At 65.7% G+C, this 19043-nt stretch carries 22 protein-coding genes; 18 read left to right on the forward strand and 4 right to left on the reverse strand.

From position 1 onward, the window contains the following. Positions 1-2: 2 nt before the first annotated feature. The 18 genes from HB681_RS02390 (at position 3) to hisA (ending at position 14145) form a co-directional block, all read left to right on the forward strand. Positions 3-824 carry an ABC transporter ATP-binding protein gene (locus HB681_RS02390; RefSeq protein WP_213953137.1) on the forward strand — a complete coding sequence of 274 codons (822 nt, stop codon included), beginning with the start codon at positions 3-5 and terminating at the stop codon, positions 822-824. Between the two features lie 217 nt (positions 825-1041). Then, positions 1042-1824, forward strand: a complete 783-nt coding sequence (gene mlaE / locus HB681_RS02395; protein ID WP_213953138.1) for a lipid asymmetry maintenance ABC transporter permease subunit MlaE — start codon at positions 1042-1044, stop codon at positions 1822-1824. An 18-nt stretch (positions 1825-1842) separates the two neighbouring features. Further along, positions 1843-2328 carry an outer membrane lipid asymmetry maintenance protein MlaD gene (gene mlaD / locus HB681_RS02400; protein WP_213953139.1) on the forward strand — a complete coding sequence of 162 codons (486 nt, stop codon included), beginning with the start codon at positions 1843-1845 and terminating at the stop codon, positions 2326-2328. Next, positions 2325-3080, forward strand: coding sequence for a VacJ family lipoprotein (locus HB681_RS02405; RefSeq protein ID WP_213953140.1), 756 nt, complete (start codon positions 2325-2327; stop codon positions 3078-3080). Before mlaD ends, HB681_RS02405 begins: the two co-directional genes overlap by 4 nt. A gap of 121 nt (positions 3081-3201) precedes the next feature. After that, positions 3202-3864 carry an ABC transporter substrate-binding protein gene (locus HB681_RS02410; protein WP_213953141.1) on the forward strand — a complete coding sequence of 221 codons (663 nt, stop codon included), beginning with the start codon at positions 3202-3204 and terminating at the stop codon, positions 3862-3864. Between the two features lie 5 nt (positions 3865-3869). After that, positions 3870-4142 carry an STAS domain-containing protein gene (locus HB681_RS02415; RefSeq protein ID WP_213953142.1) on the forward strand — a complete coding sequence of 91 codons (273 nt, stop codon included), beginning with the start codon at positions 3870-3872 and terminating at the stop codon, positions 4140-4142. A 34-nt stretch (positions 4143-4176) separates the two neighbouring features. Then, on the forward strand, positions 4177-5124 hold the full coding sequence (locus HB681_RS02420; RefSeq protein ID WP_213953143.1) for an ABC transporter ATP-binding protein: 948 nt from the start codon (positions 4177-4179) through the stop codon (positions 5122-5124). Between the two features lie 64 nt (positions 5125-5188). Continuing rightward, positions 5189-5953 (forward strand): ABC transporter permease, encoded by a 765-nt coding sequence (locus tag HB681_RS02425; RefSeq protein WP_213953144.1) that lies wholly within the window; start codon positions 5189-5191, stop codon positions 5951-5953. A 121-nt stretch (positions 5954-6074) separates the two neighbouring features. Further along, on the forward strand, positions 6075-6314 hold the full coding sequence (locus HB681_RS02430) for a BolA family protein (RefSeq protein WP_213953145.1): 240 nt from the start codon (positions 6075-6077) through the stop codon (positions 6312-6314). A gap of 34 nt (positions 6315-6348) precedes the next feature. Continuing rightward, positions 6349-7629 carry a UDP-N-acetylglucosamine 1-carboxyvinyltransferase gene (gene murA / locus HB681_RS02435; RefSeq protein WP_213953146.1) on the forward strand — a complete coding sequence of 427 codons (1281 nt, stop codon included), beginning with the start codon at positions 6349-6351 and terminating at the stop codon, positions 7627-7629. Then, positions 7626-8270: an ATP phosphoribosyltransferase gene (gene hisG, locus HB681_RS02440; protein ID WP_213953147.1), complete on the forward strand. Its 645-nt coding sequence runs from the start codon at positions 7626-7628 to the stop codon at positions 8268-8270. The genes murA and hisG overlap by 4 nt, the downstream gene beginning before the upstream one ends. Positions 8271-8274: 4 nt before the next feature. Then, positions 8275-9663 (forward strand): histidinol dehydrogenase, encoded by a 1389-nt coding sequence (gene hisD / locus HB681_RS02445; RefSeq protein WP_213953148.1) that lies wholly within the window; start codon positions 8275-8277, stop codon positions 9661-9663. A gap of 62 nt (positions 9664-9725) precedes the next feature. Continuing rightward, a complete protein-coding gene (locus HB681_RS02450) occupies positions 9726-10517 on the forward strand; it encodes a hypothetical protein (protein WP_213953149.1) in 792 nt (263 codons plus the stop codon). A gap of 32 nt (positions 10518-10549) precedes the next feature. Next, the gene (locus HB681_RS02455; RefSeq protein WP_213953150.1) at positions 10550-10939 is read left to right on the forward strand and encodes a hypothetical protein; all 390 of its coding nucleotides are present in this window, start codon (positions 10550-10552) and stop codon (positions 10937-10939) included. An 8-nt stretch (positions 10940-10947) separates the two neighbouring features. Beyond that, complete coding sequence (gene hisC / locus HB681_RS02460) at positions 10948-12039, forward strand: histidinol-phosphate transaminase (protein ID WP_213953151.1); 1092 nt, start codon at positions 10948-10950, stop codon at positions 12037-12039. After that, positions 12036-12665, forward strand: a complete 630-nt coding sequence (gene hisB, locus HB681_RS02465; RefSeq protein ID WP_213953152.1) for an imidazoleglycerol-phosphate dehydratase HisB — start codon at positions 12036-12038, stop codon at positions 12663-12665. Before hisC ends, hisB begins: the two co-directional genes overlap by 4 nt. A 52-nt stretch (positions 12666-12717) precedes the next feature. After that, positions 12718-13374 carry an imidazole glycerol phosphate synthase subunit HisH gene (hisH, locus tag HB681_RS02470; protein WP_213953153.1) on the forward strand — a complete coding sequence of 219 codons (657 nt, stop codon included), beginning with the start codon at positions 12718-12720 and terminating at the stop codon, positions 13372-13374. 24 nt (positions 13375-13398) lie between these two features. Further along, positions 13399-14145 carry a 1-(5-phosphoribosyl)-5-[(5-phosphoribosylamino)methylideneamino]imidazole-4-carboxamide isomerase gene (gene hisA / locus HB681_RS02475; protein WP_213953154.1) on the forward strand — a complete coding sequence of 249 codons (747 nt, stop codon included), beginning with the start codon at positions 13399-13401 and terminating at the stop codon, positions 14143-14145. 83 nt (positions 14146-14228) lie between these two features. Here the strand turns inward: hisA and HB681_RS02480 are convergent, their stop codons facing one another. From HB681_RS02480 to HB681_RS02495, 4 genes are all read right to left on the reverse strand, one after another. Next, complete coding sequence (locus HB681_RS02480; protein ID WP_256734789.1) at positions 14229-15173, reverse strand: amino acid ABC transporter substrate-binding protein; 945 nt, start codon at positions 15171-15173, stop codon at positions 14229-14231. Between the two features lie 8 nt (positions 15174-15181). Beyond that, positions 15182-16498, reverse strand: coding sequence for a dicarboxylate/amino acid:cation symporter (locus tag HB681_RS02485; protein WP_213953156.1), 1317 nt, complete (start codon positions 16496-16498; stop codon positions 15182-15184). Between the two features lie 266 nt (positions 16499-16764). Continuing rightward, positions 16765-17643, reverse strand: coding sequence for an amino acid ABC transporter substrate-binding protein (locus tag HB681_RS02490; RefSeq protein ID WP_256354309.1), 879 nt, complete (start codon positions 17641-17643; stop codon positions 16765-16767). A gap of 56 nt (positions 17644-17699) precedes the next feature. Next, positions 17700-19007 carry a dicarboxylate/amino acid:cation symporter gene (locus HB681_RS02495; protein ID WP_213953158.1) on the reverse strand — a complete coding sequence of 436 codons (1308 nt, stop codon included), beginning with the start codon at positions 19005-19007 and terminating at the stop codon, positions 17700-17702. Between the last annotated feature and the right edge of the window lie 36 nt (positions 19008-19043).

Below are 19043 nucleotides of genomic sequence, written 5' to 3' on the forward strand. Positions count from 1 at the left end.
TCATGAGCACTCCATTCCCTCCACTGGTCGAATTCAAGGACGTCACGTTCGGCTACGGCGCGCGCGTCATCCTGAACGAGGTGTCCTTCAGCGTGCCGCGTGGCAAGGTGACTGCGCTCATGGGCGCGTCCGGCGGCGGCAAGACGACAGTGTTGCGCCTCGTCGGCGGCCAGCAGCGCGCCCAGTCCGGCCAGGTGCTCTTCGACGGACAGGACGTGGGCAAGATGGCCCCGGCCGCCCTCTATGCGGCACGACGTCGCATGGGCATGCTGTTCCAGTTCGGCGCGCTGTTCACCGACATGAGCGTGCTGGACAACGTCGCCTTTCCCTTGCGCGAACACACCAGGCTGCCCGAGGCCCTGGTGCGCGACATCGTGCTGATGAAACTCGACGCGGTCGGCCTGCGTGGCGCGCGTGACCTGATGCCGAGCGAAGTGTCGGGCGGCATGGCGCGTCGGGTGGCACTGGCCCGCGCCATCGCGCTCGACCCCGATCTCGTCATGTACGACGAGCCTTTCGCCGGCCTCGACCCGATCTCCCTCGGCACTGCAGCGCGGCTGATCCGGCAACTGAATGACACGCTTGGCCTGACCAGCATCATCGTCTCGCACGATCTCGAGGAAACCTTTCGCATTGCCGACCACGTGATCGTGCTGGCCAACGGCGTCATCGCCGCGCAGGGCCGGCCCGACGAGGTGCGCCAAAGCACCGATCCGCTGGTGCACCAGTTCGTGAATGCGCTGCCCGATGGGCCGGTGCGTTTTCACTATCCGGGCGTGAGCGTGGCGGACGACTTCGGCAACTCGCACGGGGGGCGGGCATGAGCGCCGCCCGGCCGCCCGAAGGCGCTCGCACCGCAGCGCGCAGCGCGGAGGTTGCCCAATGAGCGCCGCCCGGCCGCCCGAAGGCGCTCGCACCGCAGCGCGCAGCGCGGAGGTTGCCCAATGAGCGCCGCCCGGCCGCCCGAAGGCGCTCGCACCGCAGCGCGCAGCGCGGAGTTGACCCGATGAACGCGGCAAGACGCCAGTCGCGGGGCCTGCGATGAGTTGGTGGCGGCCTTCGGACATCGGTTTCGCCGTGCGAAGCAAGCTCGCGAACATCGGCCATGCGGCCGGGTTGTTCGTGCGGCTGCTCGGCCCCGGCGCCACGACCTTCCGCCGCTTCGGCCTCGTGCGGGACCAGATTCATTTTCTCGGCAACTATTCGCTCGCCATCATTGCCGTGTCGGGGCTTTTTGTCGGTTTCGTGCTGGGCCTGCAGGGCTACTACACCTTGCAGCGCTACGGATCGGCCGAAGCCCTGGGCCTGCTGGTGGCGCTGGGACTGGTGCGCGAGCTCGGCCCGGTCGTGGCCGCGCTGCTGTTCGCGGGCCGCGCGGGAACCTCGCTCACGGCGGAAATCGGCCTCATGCGGGCGGGCGAACAACTCAGCGCGATGGAGATGATGGCCGTCGACCCCGTGGTGCGCATCCTGGCGCCGCGCTTCTGGGCGGGCGTCATCACCATGCCACTGCTGGCGGCTGTGTTCAGCGCGGTCGGTGTGATCGGCGGCTATGTCGTCGGCGTGGTCATGCTCGGCGTCGACGCCGGCTCGTTCTGGGGCCAGATGCAGGGCGGCGTGGACGTGTGGCGCGACGTCGGCAACGGCGTGATCAAGAGCGTCGTGTTCGGCTTCACCGTCACGTTCATCGCATTGCTGCAAGGCTACGAAGCGCAGCCGACGCCCGAGGGTGTCTCCCGCGCCACCACGCGCACGGTGGTGATGGCCTCCCTCACCGTGCTGGGCCTGGATTTCCTGCTGACGGCGATGATGTTCAACATTTAAAAAAGGGGACGTAGACACATGCAACGCTCCAACAAAGACATCTGGGTCGGCTTGTTCGTGCTGATCGGCGCGGCGGCCCTGCTGTTCCTCGCACTGCAATCGGCCAACCTGCTGAGCCTCAATTTCCAGAAGACCTATGCCGTCAAGGCGCGCTTCGACAACATTGGCGGCCTGAAGCCCCAGACCGCGGTCAAGAGCGCGGGCGTCGTGGTGGGACGGGTCGAATCCATCGCCTTCGATGACAAGAATTACCAGGCCACCGTCACTTTGGCCCTGCAAACTCGCTACAGTTTCCCCAAGGACAGTTCGCTCAAGATCCTGACCAGCGGCTTGCTCGGCGAGCAGTACATCGGGATCGAGGCGGGCGCCGAAGAAAAGACGCTGCAGGGGGGCGACACGATCACGGCCACCCAGTCGGCGGTGGTGCTGGAGAACCTGATCAGCCAGTTCCTCTACAGCAAGGCCGCCGAGGGCGGTTCGCAGCAGAACAACAGCAAGAAATGAAACGCAGTCCCTTTCCACGCAATGCCATCCGGAAGATGGCCAGGCGTATTTGCCTCGCGGGCGCCGCGCTCGGCCTCACCCTGATCGCCGGCCATGCCAGCGCGCAGGCAGCCAACCCTGCCGACCCGTTCGAACCTTTCAACCGGAGCATCTTCCGCTTCAACGATGCGGTCGACGAAGCCGTGCTCGTGCCCACGGCCAAGGCCTACCGCGCCGTCTTGCCGCAGCCGGTGCGCACCGGGGTGAGCAACTTCTTCAACAACATCGGGGACGTCTGGAACTTTGCCAACAGCGTGATGCAGTTGCGGGCGCAGAACAGCGCACAGACCTTCATGCGCCTGAACGTCAACACCGTGTTCGGCCTGGGCGGGATCCTCGACGTGGCCACCGAACTCGGCATCGAGCGGCACCGGGAGGACTTTGGCCAGACGCTGGGTCGCTGGGGCGTACCGCCCGGCCCCTTCGTCATGCTGCCGGTGCTCGGGCCGTCGACGGTGCGCGATACCGCGGCGCTGCTGGTGGACCTCAATGGCGACGGCGTGGCCGCGATCCGGCCCGTGGCGGCGCGCGATGTGAGCTACGTCCTGCGCGTGGTGGAGGAGCGTGCGAAATACCTGCGCGCCAGCCAGTTCCTGGGCGATGCCGCGCTCGACAAATATTCGTTCGTACGCGACATCTGGCTCCAGCGCCGCCAGGCAGACGTGGACGACGGCAAACCACCAGGTGCCGACGACGACGGCGGCGGCCGTTGATCACGCTTTGCTTGCATTTCGTAGCGGGCGCGCCACTGGCTTCGGGAACCGTGTCCGCCGCGCGAAGCTCTGACGCGTTAGGGCCCCTTGAGGCCCGTTTTGACAATAAGGACTAAACCCGATGAACCAGATTCTGAAACGCCGCGCATTCGGCCGTCTTGCGATGGCGAGTGCGCTGTTGTTCAGTGGGGCGGCCGTTTACATGCGCCCCGCCAGTGCCGCCGACGAGGCGCCCGACGCGCTGGTCAAGCGCCTGACCACCGAAGTGCTCGACATGATCCGCAACGACAAGTCGATCAAGGCCGGTGACATCAACAAGATCATGGCGCTGGTCGACACCAAGGTCATGCCGAACCTGAATTTCCAGCGCATGACTGCCTCGGCCGTAGGCCAGGCATGGCGCTCGGCCACCCCCGAGCAACAGAAGCGGCTGCAGGAAGAGTTCAAGCTCCTGCTTGTGCGCACCTATGCCGGCGCGCTCGACCAGGTGACCGACCAGACCGTGAGCGTGAAGCCGTTCCGCGGCTCGCCTGACGACAAGGACGTGCTGGTGCGCACCGAGGTCCGGGGCGCCAGCGGCGGCGAGCCGATCCAGCTCGACTACCGGCTCGAGAAGACGCCTGGCGAAGGCAGCGGCTGGAAGATCTACAACCTGAACGTGATGGGCATCTGGCTGGTCGATACCTACCGCACCCAGTTTGCGCAGGAGATCAACAGCAAGGGCATCGACGGCCTGATCGCCGTGCTGGCCGCGCGCAACAAGGGCAACAGCACCAAGAGCTGATGACCATGCTGGTGTTGCCAACCCGCCTGCTGCATGACGACGCCCCGGCTTGCCTGCGCATGCTGCAGCAGGGGCAGGCGGCCACGCAGGAGTCGGTGACGGTGGTGGACGCCAGCGCGTTGACGCATTTCGATTCCTCGGCCATCGCGGTGCTGCTCGAATGCCGCCGCGAGGCGAGCGCCTGCGGGCGCGGGTTCGCGGTCAAGGGCTTGCCGCCCCGGCTGCGCGAACTGGCCGCGCTGTATGGCGTGGCGGGCCTTTTGCCGGCCGCACCCTGAGAAATCCGGGCGCAGCATAAAATCGTGGGCTCCCATGCCCGCGATCACGTTCCAATCGGTCTCCAAGACCTATCCTCCCTCACGTCAGCAACGGGCCCAAGGCAAATCGGGCCTGCGCGCGGTCGATGAGGTTTCCTTCCAGATCGAAGAGGGCGAATTCTTCGGCTTGCTCGGTCCCAATGGCGCCGGCAAGACCACCCTCATCAGCATGCTCGCCGGGCTTTCCCGTCCCACGGCGGGCAGCATCAGCGTGCACGGATTCGATGTCCAGCGCGACTATGCGCAGGCGCGGCGCCAACTCGGCATCGTGCCGCAGGAGCTGGTGTTCGACCCCTTCTTCAATGTGCGCGAGTCGCTGCGCATCCAGTCGGGCTACTTCGGCATCAAGAACAACGAAGGCTGGATCGACGAGTTGCTGCATAGCCTCGGGCTGACCGACAAGGCCTCGGCCAACATGCGCCAACTCTCCGGCGGCATGAAGCGGCGCGTGCTGGTGGCGCAGGCACTGGTGCACAAGCCGCCCGTCATCGTGCTGGACGAGCCTACCGCCGGCGTCGATGTCGAACTGCGGCAAACGCTCTGGCAGTTCGTCGCCAAGCTCAACAAGCAGGGCAGCACGGTCCTGCTGACCACCCACTACCTGGAAGAAGCCGAGGCGCTGTGCAACCGGATCGCCATGCTGAAACTCGGCCGCGTGATCGCGCTCGACAGCACCAGCGCCTTGCTGAGTGCCTCCCACAGCAACGTGCTGCGCTTCAAGACCGATGCCGATCTGCCCTGGGCCATCGCGCAGCATGCCCGCATCACGGGACGCATCGTGCAACTACCGGCGCGCAATGCGCTCGAGGTGGAGCAGTTGCTGGCCTCCATCCGCGAGGCCGGCGTGGCGGTGGAAGACGTCGAGATGCGCAAGGCCGACCTGGAAGACGTGTTCATCGACCTGATGGCGGGCGAGCAGACGCCGCTGGAGGTGGCGCGATGAGACCGATTCCGCTCGCTGGCATCGAACGGGTGCCAGCCCAAGTACCGAGCCCGGGAGGTTGCCCATGATGGCCGTCACCGGTTGGCGCGCGCTGCTCTACAAGGAGACGCTGCGCTTCTGGAAGGTCGGCTTTCAGACGGTCGGCGCGCCGGTGCTGACGGCGCTGCTGTACCTGATGGTGTTCGGCCATGTGCTCGAAGGCCGCGTGACGGTGTACGGCACGGTCGGCTACACCGCGTTCCTGGTGCCGGGCCTGGTGATGATGAGCGTCTTGCAGAACGCCTTCGCCAACAGCTCGTCCTCCATCATCCAGAGCAAGATCATGGGCAACCTGGTCTTCGTGCTGCTCACGCCGCTGTCGCACTGGGGCTGGTTCCTGGCCTATGTCGGGTCGTCGATCATCCGCGGACTGGCGGTCGGCATCGGCGTGTTCGCCGTGACCATGTTCTTCGCGATGCCGGATTTCGTCGCGCCGCTCTGGATCATCGTCTTCGCGTTCCTGGGCGCCGCAATGCTCGGCACGCTGGGGCTCATCGCGGGGCTCTGGGCCGAGAAGTTCGACCAGATGGCGGTGTTCCAGAACTTCCTGATCATGCCGATGACTTTTCTCTCCGGCGTGTTCTATTCGATCGGGTCGCTGCCGCCGTTCTGGCAAAAGGTCAGCCACCTGAATCCGTTCTTCTACATGATCGACGGTTTCCGCTACGGCTTCTTCGGCGTGAGCGATGCGTCGCCCTGGCTGAGCTTCGGCATCGTCGGCACGGCCTGGTTGTTCGTCAGCGCCGTGGCCGTTCACCTGCTGCGCATTGGCTACAAGATTCGCGGATAGAACATGGCTCTCCCCCAGGTCGCTGCGCACTTCGTGCGCGACTCTCACCCCCTCACCGGGGGCAACACCGACAGCCCGGCAAAGCCGGTTCTGTGGTGTTTCCCGAATGGATGCGTTTCACATGACCGCTGACGAACTCAAGGCCATCATCGCCGCCGGGCTGCCGTGCGAACACCTTTCGCTCGAAGGCGACGGCCGCCATTGGTTCGCCACCATCGTGTCGGCGGAGTTCGAAGGGCAGCGCGCGATCAAGCGGCACCAGAAGGTCTACGCCACCCTCGGTGCGAAAATGCACACCGACGAGGTGCATGCGCTCTCGATGAAGACCTATACGCCGGCCGAATGGGCGGCGCAGAAATAGAACCGGGCCCTTTCGGCCACTCCCTGGATTCCTGATGGACAAATTGTTGATTCGCGGCGGGCGCAAGCTCAGCGGCGAGGTACTGATTTCTGGCGCCAAGAACGCCGCCTTGCCCGAGTTGTGCGCCGCGCTGCTGACCGACGAACCGGTCACGCTGCATAACGTGCCCCGCCTGCAGGACGTGACGACCATGCTGAAGCTGCTGCGCAACATGGGCGTGACGGCCGAGCGCGACGACAACGGCACCGTCCGCATCGATGCCGGCCCGCTGCACAACGCCGAAGCGCCGTACGAACTGGTCAAGACCATGCGCGCCTCCGTGCTCGCGCTGGGCCCGCTGCTGGCGCGTTTCGGCAAGGCACGGGTCTCGTTGCCCGGCGGCTGCGCGATCGGCTCGCGCCCGGTGGACCAGCACATCAAGGGCCTGCAGGCCATGGGCGCGGACATCACGGTCGAGCACGGCTACATGGTGGCGGGCGTGCGCGGCGGCGGGCGGCGCCTGCATGGCGCACGCATCACGACCGACATGGTCACCGTCACCGGCACCGAGAACTTCCTCATGGCCGCCGCGCTGGCCGAGGGCGAGACGGTGCTCGAGAACGCGGCCCAGGAGCCGGAGATCCCCGACCTGGCCGAGATGCTGATCGCGATGGGCGCCAGGATCGAAGGCCATGGCACGAGCCGCATCCACATCCAGGGCGTGGAGCGCTTGCACGGCTGCACGCACCGCGTGGTGGCCGACCGCATCGAGGCCGGCACCTTCCTCTGCGCGGTGGCCGCGGCCGGCGGCGACGTGCTGCTGCGCCATGCGCGCGCCGAGCACATGGAGGCGGTGGTCGAAAAGCTGATCGAGGCCGGCGCGACGGTGACGGCGGTGCAAGGCGGCGTGCACGTGCAGGCCGCAGGCCGCCTCAGGGCGCAAAGCTTCCGCACCACCGAATACCCGGGCTTTCCCACCGACATGCAGGCGCAGTTCATGGCGCTCAATGCGATCTCGACCGGCACCTCGACGGTGACCGAGACCATCTTCGAGAACCGATTCATGCACGTCGACGAATTGCTGCGACTCGGCGCCCACATCCAGCACGACGGCAAGGTGGCCGTCGTCGAGGGCGTGGAACAGTTGTCGGGTGCGACGGTGATGGCGACCGACCTGCGCGCCTCGGCCAGCCTGGTCATCGCCGGCCTGGTGGCCGATGGCGAGACGCTGGTCGACCGCATCTACCACCTCGACCGCGGCTACGACCGCATGGAAGCCAAGCTGCGCGGCATCGGCGCGGACATCGAGCGCATCAGCGAAAGAGTCACCGCATGACGATCACGATCGCCCTGTCCAAGGGCCGCATCTTCGACGAGACGCTGCCATTGCTGGCGGCTGCCGGCATCGAGGTCACCGAAGACCCCGAGAAGTCGCGCAAGCTGATCCTGCCGACCTCGCAGCCGGACGTCCGCGTGCTGCTGGTGCGCGCTTCCGACGTGCCGACCTACGTGCAGTGGGGCGGCGCAGACCTCGGCGTGACCGGCCTCGACACCATGATCGAGCACGGCACGGCCGGCCTCTACCTGCCGCTGGACCTCAAGATCGCCGCCTGCCGCATGAGCGTCGCCGCGCGGGAAGATTTCGACTATGCCCACGCGGTGCGCCAAGGTGCGCGCCTCAAGATCGCGACCAAGTTCGTCGCCATCGCGCGCGACCATTTCGCCACCAAAGGCGTGCACGTCGACCTGATCAAGCTCTACGGCAGCATGGAACTCGCGCCGCTCACCGGGCTGGCCGATGCCATCGTCGACATCGTCTCGACCGGCAACACGCTGCGGGCCAACCACCTGGTCGAGGTCGAGCGCATCATGGACATCAGCGCCCGCCTGGTCGTCAACCAGGCCGCGCTCAAGCTCAAGCGCGAACCCATCCGCCGCATCATCGACGCCTTCGCGTCCGCCATCCAGCCTTCCTGACGCCATGACCCTGACAGCCGCTCCTCTCCGTCTTTCCACGACTTCCGCCGCCTTCGAGGCTGAATTCAAGGCGCGGCTGCATTGGTCCGCGGATGCCGATGCGGCCATCGAGAAAGTGGTGGCCGACGTGCTGGCCGATGTGCGCCAGCGCGGTGACGCCGCGGTGCTGGAATACACGCGCCGCTTCGACGGCCTCGAAGCGGCGTCGATGCACGAACTGGAACTGACGCAGGCCGATTTCAAGGAGGCCTTCGATTCTCTGCCGCTCGCGCAGCGCGACGCCTTGCAGGCGGCAGCGGCGCGCGTGCGCAGCTATCACGAGGCCCAGAAGAAGGCGAGCGGCGAAAGCTGGACCTACCGCGACGCCGACGGCACCTTGCTCGGACAGAAGGTGACGCCGCTGGATCGCGTCGGCATCTACGTGCCGGGCGGCAAGGCGGCCTATCCGTCGAGCCTGCTGATGAATGCGATTCCGGCGAACGTGGCCGGCGTGGGCGAGATCATCATGGTCGTGCCCACGCCCGCGAAGGGCAGCGTGGCGACTGGCGGGTCAGGGGACTCCGGCTCGTCGAAGGGCGAGCGCAGCGTGCTGGTGCTCGCCGCCGCCTATGTGGCCGGCGTCACGCGCGCATTCACCATCGGCGGCGCGCAGGCCGTCGCAGCGCTGGCCTACGGCACCGAAACCATTCCGGCCGTCGACAAGATCACCGGACCGGGCAATGCCTACGTGGCCGCGGCCAAGCGCCGCGTGTTCGGCACCGTGGGCATCGACATGATCGCCGGTCCGAGCGAGATCCTGGTCCTGGCCGATGGCTCAACGCCGCCCGATTGGGTCGCCATGGACCTGTTCAGCCAGGCCGAGCACGACGAGCTGGCGCAGAGCATCCTGCTGTGCCCCGATGCGGCCTACATCGACGCGGTGCAGGCCTCCATCGACAAGCTGCTGCCGCAGATGCCGCGCGCGGAGATCATCGCCGCCTCGCTCAACGGCCGTGGCGCGCTGATCCAGACGCGCAACATGGAAGAAGCCTGCGACATCAGCAACCGCATCGCGCCCGAGCACCTGGAAGTCAGCAGCCAGGAGCCGCATCGCTGGGAGCCGCTGCTCAAGCATGCCGGCGCGATCTTCCTTGGCGCCTTCACGAGCGAGAGCCTGGGCGATTACTGCGCAGGGCCGAACCATGTGCTTCCGACCTCCGGCACGGCGCGCTTTTCGTCGCCGCTGGGCGTCTACGATTTCCAGAAGCGCTCCAGCCTGATCGAGGTCAGCGCGCAGGGCGCCCGGGTGCTGGGCCCGATTGCGGCGGAACTGGCCTATGGCGAAGGCCTGCAGGCCCACGCGCGCGCGGCGGAAATGCGACTGGAGCCGGTGCCGTCGTCAGCCAAAGAATAAGAGCTTCCCGGGAGAGACAAATGATCCGATCAAGGACGAAAGCCGGGTGGCCTCGGCGCCTGATGGCCATTGGCATCGCCGGGCTGCTCGCCGCGTGCGCGCAACTGCCGCAGGCCCCGCGCGCGCAGGATCCGAATTCGCAGGTGACCGCGGGCATCCCCGCGCTTGCGCCGGCGGCAGGCGCCAGCGCCTCCCCGGGCGCGGGCATCGTGTCGCCCACCAGACCGCTCCTGGTTGCGCGCCTCACGCCGACGCAGCCGGATCAACTGGCCTCGATCGCCTACAGCGACGCGGCCGTGCTGCGTCGTTCCCTCGGCAAAACCGTTGATCGGCGGATGAACCTGGAGCTCGCGCAAGGCAACATCGAATGGTCGGTGGTGGACGACTACAAGCGGCCGTTGCCGCTGCTGCGTTCGCGCCGTGGTGACGGCGCATTCCAGTTGGGCGTGACTGAAGGGGCGCCTTTCTGCCTGGTGTTCCGCAACCTGGGCGAGCGCAACTATGAAGTCGTCGCCACGGTCGACGGCCTGGACGTGCTGGGCGGCAAGACGGGCAGCGCCACCCACCGGGGCTACCTGCTGGCCGCCCATGACGAACTGGTCATCAAGGGATTCCGCAAGAGCAGCGACGCCGTGGAGCCGTTCCGTTTCGCCGCGCCCCGCCGCGCGCATGCTGGCAAGACCGAGGTCGGCGATGGCGGCGGCGTCGGCGTGCTGGATGTGTCGGTCTTCCGGCTCGGTGAAGTCGACGCACCCGCATCGCAACGCACCGCCGCGCTTCAAGGGCAGCAGATCGACCTGTTCCCGATCGGCGTGCGCTCCGGCAGCGCATCGCCGCCTCGCCAGCGAAACTGAGTCGCCGCCTGGCAAGAACCCACCGATCCTTCATGAGCACCCTCGCCCCCGTCTCAGTCGCACGTTGCCGTCCGACAGTTCGCGCCGCCGTCCTGCTGGCGCTGCTGACATGCGGCGCCATGGCGCACGCCATGTCGATCCGTGAAATGCGCACGCTCGAAGCCACCGAGAAGGACGGCAAGGCCTACGCGGGCTACTACCTCGTCGGCGTCCTCGAAGGGCTGCGCGAGGCCAGCGATGCCGAGCGGCGCGCCGGCCGAAAGCCCCTGTTCTGCGTCGGCGACCGGCGCCTTGAGCCGGCCATGGCCCGTTCCCTCTACCAAGGTGAACTCGCCCGCAACGCCGACAGCTACGAAGCCGACATGCCGGTGCAACTGGTCATGTCGAATGCATTGCAAAGCAGCTACCGCTGCACCCAATGAACACTGAAATGAACGCTCCACAGACCCAGGCCGGCGCGCTCGGCCGCATCCGCGCCGACGTCCAATCCATGCACGCCTATGCGGTGCAGGACGCGCGCGGGCTGCTCAAGCTCGACGCGATGGAAAACCCCTTCGGCCTGCCGCCTGCGCTGCAGGCCGCGCTGGGCCAGCGCCTGGGCGCACTCGCGCTGAACCGCTACCCCGGCGATCGCGGCAACGACCTCAAGCGGGCGCTCGCCGCCCACGCCGGCATGCCTGCGGGATTCGACCTGATGCTGGGCAACGGCTCGGATGAATTGATCTCCCTGCTGGCCATCGCCTGCGACCTGCCGGGCGCCACCGTCTTGGCGCCGCTGCCCGGCTTCGTGATGTACGCGATGAGCGCGCAACTGCAGGGCCTGAAGTTCGTCGGCGTGCCGCTCACGGCCGATTTCGAACTCGACCAGGAAGCCATGCTGGCCGCCATCGCGCAGGAAAAGCCGGCGATCGTCTACCTCGCCTACCCCAACAATCCGACCGCGAACCTCTGGGATGAAGCCGTCATCGACCGCATCATCGCGGCGCAGGGCGAGCAGGGCGGCCTGGTCGTCATCGACGAGGCCTACCAGCCCTTCGCCGGCAAGAGCTACATCGGCAAGGCTGCACAGCACAGCCATGTGCTGCTGATGCGCACGCTGAGCAAATTCGGCCTGGCGGGCGTGCGGCTCGGCTACCTCATGGGGCCGGCCGCGCTCATCGCCGAGATCGACAAGGTGCGCCCGCCCTACAACATCAGCGTGCTCAACTGCGAGTGCGCGCTGTTCGCGCTGGAGCATGCGGACGTGTTCGATGCGCAGGCCGCGCAGATCCGCGCCGAGCGTGCGCGCATCCTCCTGGCGCTGGGCCGGCTGACCGCCGTGAAGAGCTGGCCGAGCGACGCCAACATGGTGCTGATCCGTGTACCCGATGCGACAAAGACCTTCGAAGGACTGAAGGCTCGCGGGGTGCTCATCAAGAACGTTTCTAGAATGCACCCCTTGCTGGCCAACTGCCTGCGCCTCACGGTCGGGACTTCCGGCGAAAATGCGCAGATGCTGGCAGCACTCGAAGCATCCTTATGAACACCCCCACGGCACCCGAGGCAGTCGTCGCGGCCGGCGCACGCACCGCGACCGTCACCCGCAACACCGCCGAGACAAAAATCACCGTCAGCGTCAATCTGGACGGCAGCGGCAAGGCCAGGCTCTCGACCGGCATCGGCTTCTTCGACCACATGCTCGACCAGATCGCCCGGCACGGCCTGATCGACCTCGACATCGACTGCAAGGGCGACCTGCACATCGACGGCCATCACACGGTCGAGGACGTCGGCATCACGCTGGGCCAGGCCGTCTTCAAGGCGGTCGGCGACAAGAAGGGCATCCGCCGCTACGGCCATGCCTACGTGCCGCTCGACGAGGCGCTCAGCCGCGTGGTCATCGATTTCTCCGGCCGGCCGGGGCTGGAAATGCACGTGCCCTTCACCAGCGGCATGATCGGCACCTTCGACAGCCAGCTCACCTACGAGTTCTTCCAGGGCTTTGCCAACCATGCCCTGGTCACGCTGCACATCGACAACCTCAAGGGCGTGAATGCGCACCACCAGTGCGAAACCGTGTTCAAGGCCTTTGCGCGCGCCTTGCGCGGCGCGCTCGAACTCGATCCGCGTTCTGCCGGCGTCATTCCCTCGACCAAGGGCTCCCTCTGAAAATTTCCAGCTTGTCCGGATTGCGGCGACCCTCCTGCCCGCGCGCCCTGCCATGAATTCAACAGCGAACACCGTCGCGGTGGTGGACTACGGCATGGGCAATCTGCGCTCGGTTTCGCAGGCCGTGCAGCATGCGGCCGACCAGGTCGGCGTGCAGGTCTTCGTCACGTCCGACCCGGAAGTGGTGCGCAAGGCCACCCGCGTGGTGCTGCCGGGGCAGGGCGCCATGCCCGACTGCATGCGCGAATTGCGCGATTCGGGCCTGCAGGAGTCGGTGCTCGAGGCGGCCGCCAGCAAGCCCCTGTTCGGCGTGTGTGTCGGCATGCAGATGCTGCTGTCGTCCAGCGACGAGGGGCCGACCGATGGCCTCGGGTTGATTCCGGGGCGCGTCGTCAAGTTCGATCTCGCTGGCCGCACCCAGCCCGACGGCAGCCGCTTCAAGGTGCCCCAGATGGGTTGGAACCAGGTCACGCAGGCGCAGCCGCACCCCGTGTGGGCGGGTGTACCCGACAACAGCTACTTCTATTTCGTGCACAGTTTCTACGCACGCCCCGCCGACGTGAAGCACAGCGTGGGCGAAGCCGACTACGGTTCGCGCTTTACGGCGGCCATCGCACGCGATAATATTTTTGCGACCCAGTTCCACCCTGAAAAGAGTGCGGACCACGGGTTGCAGCTCTACCGCAACTTCCTCCACTGGAACCCTTAAAGCCTCCCTCCGGGTTGCCTTGCCATGCTGCTGATTCCCGCCATCGATCTCAAGGACGGTCACTGTGTTCGCCTCAAACAGGGCGACATGGACCAGTCCACCATCTTCAGTGAAGACCCGGCCGCGATGGCGCGCAAGTGGCTCGACGCCGGCGCACGCCGCCTGCACTTGGTCGACCTGAATGGCGCCTTCGCCGGCAAGCCGCAGAACCATGCCGCCATCCGCGCGATCCTGCGTGCCGTGGGCGACGAAATCCCGGTGCAGCTCGGCGGCGGTATCCGCGACCTCGACACCATCGAGCGCTACATCGACGACGGCCTGCGCTACGTGATCATCGGCACTGCCGCGGTCAAGAACCCGGGTTTCCTGAAGGACGCCTGCAGTGCCTTCGGCGGGCACATCATCGTCGGACTCGACGCGAAGGACGGCAAGGTTGCCACCGATGGCTGGAGCAAGCTGACCGGCCACGAAGTCTCCGACCTCGGCAAGAAGTTCGAGGACTATGGCGTCGAGTCGATCATCTACACCGACATCGGCCGCGACGGCATGTTGTCGGGCATCAACATCGAGGCCACGGTGCGCCTGGCGCAGGCGCTGTCGATCCCGGTGATCGCATCGGGCGGGCTGTCGAACATGGCCGACATCGAGAAGCTGTGCGCCGTCGAGCCTGATGGCGTCGAAGGCGTGATCTGCGGCCGCGCGATCTATTCGGGTGACCTCGACTTCGCCGCCGCCCAGGCACGCGCCGACGAGCTGGCCGACGCTGCCTGAACGCGGTCGCGTTCCACGCAGCACAAAAGAGGCCCGCAACCGTTGCCGGTGCGGGCCGCGTGTGACTTCGGCGGCTTCTTCTTTTATTCCGACTTGACCGACATGGTCTGGAGGATCGTTTCGAGCTGCGGGCTCATCGGCAGGTCGAGGCTGGTGCCCGATGGCAGCTTGCGCAGGAACCAGCGCTTGTACTGGCGCTCGATCTCTCCCTCTTGCGCGAGCATCTGGAACGATTCATTGATGAGCTTGGACATCTGTGGATCGTCCTTCCGGAACATCACGCCGTAGGGGTCGTACGAGAGGAAGTCGCCGACCACCTCGTAGTCGCTCTGGCCCCTGGATGCGGCCTTGTCCTCGGCGATGAAGCCGTAGAGCAGCACGTCGTCGGTCGCAAAGGCGTCGGCCTTGCCTGCCTTCACGAGGCTGAACGATTCGGCATGGTCGGCCGACACCACGATGTTCAGGTTGAGCTTGAAGCGTTCCGACAAGTCCTTCATGGTCTTCTCGTTGGTGGTGCCCGAGGTCACCGCCACGGTCTTGCCGGCCAGGTCGCGATAGCCCTTGACGGGCGAACCCTTCCTGACCAGCAACTTGGTGCCCGAGACAAACATCGTCGGCGAGAAGGCGACCCGCTTCTGCCGTTCCAGGTTGTTCGTGGTCGAGCCGCACTCCATGTCCACCTGCCCTTTGGCGACCGCGTCGATGCGTGAGGCCGACGTCACCGGCACCCACCTGATCGCGAGCGTCTTGTGGACCGCATCGCCCATGGCGTCGACAAGCTGCCTGCACAACTCGATCGAATAGCCGATGGGCTCCTTGCGGCTGTTGAGGTACGAGAACGGGACCGACGACTCGCGGTAGCCGACAGTCACCGCACCGGCGCTGCGGACCTTGGCCAGCGTGCCGCTGAGAGCCGAATCGGCCTGCGCCTGGGCGCTGACCATGCTGGCGGCCAGGGCCGTGGCTGCAAGAAGCCCCGCAGCCGTCATTCCCTTCGCCAGCCTCCATGCCGAGCATGCGAAGTTCATGGTCATGCTCAGGCGTGCGCCGGCTGGGCCGTGGTGGCCGCGCTGGTCGCGGCTTCGGCGTCGAGCAGCTTCGCATTCGCGGCAGCCTGTGCTTCCGGCAGCAGTTCGCCCTCCCACTTGGCGACCACGGCCGTGGCGAGCGAGTTGCCGACCGCGTTGGTGGCCGAGCGACCCATGTCGAGGAAGGTGTCCACGCCCAGGATCAGCAGCAGGCCAGCCTCGGGGATGTTGAACTGGTTCAGCGTCGCCGCGATCACCACCAGCGAGGCGCGCGGCACGCCGGCCATCCCTTTCGACGTGAGCATCAGGATCAGCAGCATCGTGATCTGCGTGCCGATCGACAGCGGGATGTTGTAGGCCTGCGCGATGAACAGCACGGCGAAGGTGCAGTACATCATCGAGCCGTCGAGATTGAACGAGTAGCCCATCGGCATCACGAAGCTGGAGATCTTGCGCTTGACGCCGAAGCGGTCGAGTGCGTCCAGGATCTTCGGATAGGCCGCCTCGGAACTCGCGGTGGCAAAGGACAGCAGGAAAGCCTCCTTGATCAGCACCAGCAGCTTGAACACGCGCGGGCCCAGGAACAGGAAGCCGGCGCCGATCAGGACGCCCCACAGTACGAAGAGGCCGAGGTAGAAATCGCCCATGAAGACCGCGAACTTCAGCAGGATCTCCAGGCCGTTGACGGACACGGTGGCCGCCATCGCGGCCATCACGGCCAGCGGCGCCAGCTTCATCACGTAGCCGGTGATCTTGAGCATCGCGTGCGAGAGCTCGTCGATCGCATTCACGAGTGTCTTGGCCTTTTCACCCAGCGACGCCAGCGCCACGCCGAAGAACATCGAGAACACGACGATCTGCAGGATCTCGTTGTTGGCCATGGCCTCGGCGAACGACTTGGGCACGAGGTGGCTCACGAAGTCCTTCAGCGTGAACTTGGAGGTGGCCAGGTTGGCCGAGGCGCCGATGTCCGGCAGCGGCAGCCCCAGGTTGTGGCCCGGCTGCAGCAGGTTGGCCATGATGAGGCCGAGAATGAGCGAGACCAGCGAGGCGGTCACGAACCACCCCAGCGCCTTGCCGAACACGCGCCCGACCGAGGCAGCGTCTCCCATATGCGCGATGCCCACGACCAGCGTCGAGAACACCAGCGGGCCGATCAGCATCTTGATCAAGCGCAGGAACACATCCGACATGATCGAGATATAGCCCGCGATTTCAGCGGCAGCCTTCTTGTCCGGAAAGCTCTTGAAAACCATGTAGCCCAGCACGATCCCGATCACCATCGCGATCAGGATCCATACGGCCGCAGGTATTTTTTTCTTCATTCTTCCCCCCTCTGTTTTGCTTTGTAGTGAAACTGGACTTGCAGTCCGGCAGCGATTTCATGTCAAAACCGTGCCATCGCCAACAGCCAGTCATGCAAATCATGCCTGTGGTTATGCAGGCGGCGGCCATATGTGGGGCTTGGCGCCAAGGGGTTCGGGTAAACGACAACGCGTGTTTCGCGCCGATTGCAACGCGGAAACAATCAGGCAAAACTGCAAACGCGCCGGCAAGGGCGGGAGGCGCGAGGCGGGAGGGCGCCGTGCAGCTATTCCGACTTCACCGCCATGGTCTGGAGGATGGTTTCGAGCTGCGGGCTCATGGCGAGGTCCAGGCTGATGCCCGAGGGCAGCTTGCGCAAGAACCAGCGCTTGTACTGGCGCTCGATCTCGCCGTCCTGCGCCAGCACCTGGAACGAGTCGTTGACCAGCCGCGCCATTTGTGGATCGTCCTTGCGATACATGACGCCATAGGGGTCGTACGAGAGGAAGTCGCCCACCACCTGGTAGTCGCCCGCACCCTTGGTGGCGGCCTTGTCCTCCGCGATGAAGCCGTAGAGCAGCACGTCGTCGGTGGCGAAGGCATCGGCCTTGCCGGCTTTCACCAGGCCGAAGGACTCGGCATGGTCGGTCGACACCACGATGTTGAGGTTGAGCTTAAAACGCTCCGACAACTCCCTCATCGTCTTCTCGTTGGTGGTGCCCGAAGTCACCGCCACGGTCTTGCCGGCCAAGTCGCGATATTCCTTCACCGGCGAACCCTTCTTCACCAGCAGCTTGGTGCCGGAGACGAAGATGGTCGGCGAGAAGGCCACGCGCTTCTGGCGTTCGAGGTTGCTCGTGGTCGAGCCGCATTCGAGGTCGACCTGCCCGTTTGCCACTGCATCGATGCGCGAGGCCGCGGTCACCGGAACCCACTTGATCGCCAGCGTCTTGTGGACGGCATCGCCGACCATGTCGACCAGTTGCTTGCACAGTTCGACCGAGTAGCCGATGGGTTCCTTGCGGGCATTGAGATAGGAAAACGGGATCGACGATTCGCGAAAGCCGATGGTCACGGCGCCCGCGTTGCGCACCTTGGCCAGCGTGCCGGTCAACTCCGCGTCGCTCTGGGCCTGGGCGCTTGCCATTCCAAGCCCCCAGGCCATCAAGGTCGCGGCGGCCAGCCGCATGCATGCGGTGTTCATGGCTTGTCTCACGTTCTTCAGGCGTGCACCGGATGCGCCAGCGTCGCGGCGCTCTCGACGTCGAGCTTGCGCGCGTTGGCCTCGGCCTCCGTCTCGGGCAGCAGTTCGCGTTCCCACTTGGCGACCACGGCGGTGGCAATCGAGTTGCCGACCGCATTGGTGGCCGAGCGACCCATGTCGAGGAAGGTGTCCACGCCCAGGATCAGCAGCAGGCCGGCCTCGGGGATGTTGAACTGGTTCAGCGTGGCCGCGATCACCACCAGCGAGGCGCGCGGCACGCCGGCCATCCCTTTCGACGTGAGCATCAGGATCAGCAGCATCGTGATCTGCGTGCCCAGCGGCAAGGTGATGTTGTAGGCCTGGGCGATGAACAACACGGCGAAGGTGCAATACATCATCGAGCCATCGAGATTGAACGAGTAGCCCATCGGCATCACGAAGCTGGAGATCTTGCGCTTGACGCCGAAGCGGTCGAGCGCGTCCAGGATCTTCGGATACGCCGCCTCGGAACTCGCGGTGGCAAAGGACAGCAGGAAGGCCTCCTTGATCAGCACCAGCAGCTTGAACACGCGCGGGCCCAGGAACAGGAAGCCGGCGCCGATCAGGACGCCCCACAGTACGAAGAGGCCGAGGTAGAAATCGCCCATGAAGACCGCGAACTTCAGCAGGATCTCCAGCCCGTTCACGGCCACCGTGGCAGCCATCGCGGCCAGCACCGCCAGCGGGGCCAGCTTCATCACGTAGCCAGTGATCTTCAGCATCGCATGGGCGAGTTCGTCGATGGCGTTCACCAGCGTCTTGGCCTTGTCGCCCAGTGACGCCAGCGCCACGCCGAAGAACATCGAGAACACGACGATCTGCAGGATCTCGTTGTTGGCCATGGCCTCGGCGAACGACTTCGGCACGAGGTGGCTCACGAAGTCCTTCACCGTGAACTTGGAAGTGGCGAGGTTGGCCGAGGCGCCGATGTCCGGCAGCGGCAGCCCCAGGTTGTGGCCCGGCTGAAGCAGGTTGGCCATGATCAGCCCGATGATCAGCGAGATCAGCGAGGCGGTCACGAACCAGCCCAGCGCCTTGCCGAACACCCGCCCGACCGAGGCCGCGTCTCCCATGTGCGCAATGCCCACGACCAGCGTCGAGAACACCAGCGGGCCGATCAGCATCTTGATGAGTCGCAGGAACACATCCGACATGATCGACACATAGCCCGCGATCTCCGCGGCGGTCTTCTTGTCCGGGAAGCTCTTGAAGATCATGTAGCCGACCAGGATGCCGACCACCATCGCGATCAGGATCGACAAGGCCGGCGGGAACTTCTTTTTCATGCTGCGAACCCCTTCGTCGAGATAGATATCCGGGAG

It is taken from the genome of Variovorax sp. dw_954 (genome assembly GCF_018449755.1).
Taxonomy (GTDB): Bacteria; Pseudomonadota; Gammaproteobacteria; order Burkholderiales; family Burkholderiaceae_C; genus Variovorax.